Consider the following 2294-nt stretch of genomic DNA (forward strand, 5'->3'; position numbering starts at 1 on the left):
GGCGGAACTGGAGCATATCCATGGCAGAGCGCATAAGGCGGATCAACCAGTACCTCCACGGCTGGCTGGGCTATTTTGCCCTTGCCGACGCCAAAGGTGTACTCACCGACCTTAACCAGTGGCTTCGACATCGGCTGCGGGCGTGCGTATGGAAGCAGTGGAAACGCGTCCGTACCCGCTACCGCGAGCTAAGGCGACTGGGGCTGCCCGCATGGAAGGTGCACGAGTTGGCCAACGCGCGCAAAGGACCGTGGCGCATGGCCCACGGTCCCCTCAACAACGTCCTGACCATTGCCTACTGGCAAGAGCAAGGACTGATTGACCTCGTTCGCCGTTACCAAGAAATCCGTCAGCTTTGGCGAACCGCCGGATGCGGATCCGCACGTCCGGTGGTGTGAGGGGACGGGGGCGAGACGCCCCCTCCTACTCGATGTACGCCCGGCACGGGCGATGGCTATAGGGTGAAAGTCCCGAACGGGGGTTGGTAGCACCAACCGTTAGCCAAAGGCAAGGGTGTCCACCGTGAGGTGGGATCTGAAGGAAGCTAGAGGCAAACTCCTGGCCCAAGGAACACGAACCCCATAAGAGGCTGTGGCACTGGGGCGAGTACGCGTGACAGGACAAAGCCCAATGCTACCAAGCAGTGTCGCAGTATATGGGGTGGGCACATGGGAGGAAAGTCATCGCTCTTATCCGGGGAGACCTGCGGGTGGCCCGGGGTGACCGGCAACCCAGTCCGGAAGGGCTGGCTGAGCCCGCAGGGGTCAGCAGAGGCCATAGTACCTGCGCAAGCGCATGCGCAGGGAAGGGCCGAACGTTAAAGCGAGGGATCGAGTTGGGGAGTTCGCGAGGCGAGCAAAGAAGGCAGCCAAGCTGGAAACAGCTCTCTCTGGGGGGACAAGCGGTGAAGCCGCAAGGGGCCACAGAAGGGCCGAGTTCGCCTCCGGCACGAACCGAAATCGAGACCGGCGGAGAAGAAGGAACGGACCTGATGGAGAAGGTTCTCTCCCGCGAGAACCTGGTGACAGCACTGAGAAGAGTGGAGGCCAACGGAGGAGTCCCAGGCAGCGACGGAATGGAGACGAAAGAGCTCCGGAGCTATCTGAGCAACGCCTGGCCGGCTATCCGGGAGCAGCTACTCAGGGGAATCTACCAGCCCGCACCCGTACGCCGGGTCGAAATCCCGAAGCCGAGCGGCGGAGTGAGACTGCTGGGGATCCCGACAGTGCTGGATCGTTTTATCCAACAGGCGATGCTGCAGGTACTCACAGGGATCTTTGACCCGGGATTCTCGGACGCAAGTTACGGATTCCGACCGGGACGGCGAGGGCATGACGCCGTGAGGAAGATGCGGGAGTACGTGCAGGCAGGCTACACCTGGGTGGTGGACCTGGACTTAGAGAAGTTCTTCGACCGGGTAAACCACGACATGTTGATGGCCCGGGTGTACCGCAAGGTCAGGGACAAGCGGATACTCAAGCTAATACGGCGCTATCTCGAGGCAGGAGCAATGATCAATGGTGTGGTTGTTGCTACGGAAGAGGGGACGCCGCAAGGAGGACCGCTGAGCCCCCTGTTGGCCAACATTCTCCTGGACGACCTGGACAAGGAGCTGGAGAAACGGGGACATCGCTTCTGCCGCTACGCCGATGACTGCAATATCTATGTGCGCTCGAAACGGGCCGGCGAGCGAGTCATGGCCAGCATACGGACCTTCATTGAAACGAGGCTCAAGTTGAGGGTGAATGCAGAAAAGAGCGCGGTCGACCGCCCGTGGAAGCGGAAATTCTTGGGCTTCAGCCTATACACTTCTCAGAAAGGGATAGGCATACGCCTTGCTCCCCAGACAGTGGAGCGGGTGAAGGCCAAGATCCGCGAGCTGAGCCGGCGGAACTGGAGCATATCCATGGCAGAGCGCATAAGGCGGATCAACCAGTACCTCCACGGCTGGCTGGGCTATTTTGCCCTTGCCGACGCCAAAGGTGTACTCACCGACCTTAACCAGTGGCTTCGGCATCGGCTGCGGGCGTGTGTATGGAGACAGTGGAAGCGTGTCCGTACCCGCTACCGCGAGCTGAGGCGACTGGGGCTGCCCGCATGGAAAGTGCACGAGTTGGCCAACGCGCGCAAAGGGCCGTGGCGCATGGCCCACGGTCCCCTCAACAACGTCCTGACCATTGCCTACTGGCAAGAGCAAGGACTGATCGACCTCGTCAGCCGTTACCAAGAAATCCGTCAGCTTTGGCGAACCGCCGGATGCGGATCCGCACGTCCGGTGGTGTGAGGGGACGGGG

The 2294-nt window shown here is 61.1% G+C and carries 2 protein-coding genes; both read left to right on the plus strand.

The features are described from left to right. Positions 1–398, plus strand: a 398-nt coding sequence (locus AB1609_21655) for a group II intron maturase-specific domain-containing protein (protein ID MEW6049042.1), incomplete at its 5' end; no start/stop codon positions are given. Between the two features lie 593 nt (positions 399–991). Then, complete coding sequence (gene ltrA / locus AB1609_21660) at positions 992–2284, plus strand: group II intron reverse transcriptase/maturase (GenBank protein MEW6049043.1); 1293 nt, start codon at positions 992–994, stop codon at positions 2282–2284. Positions 2285–2294 lie beyond the last annotated feature (10 nt).

This window comes from Bacillota bacterium (genome assembly GCA_040754675.1).
Classification (GTDB): Bacteria; Bacillota; Limnochordia; order Limnochordales; family Geochordaceae; genus Geochorda.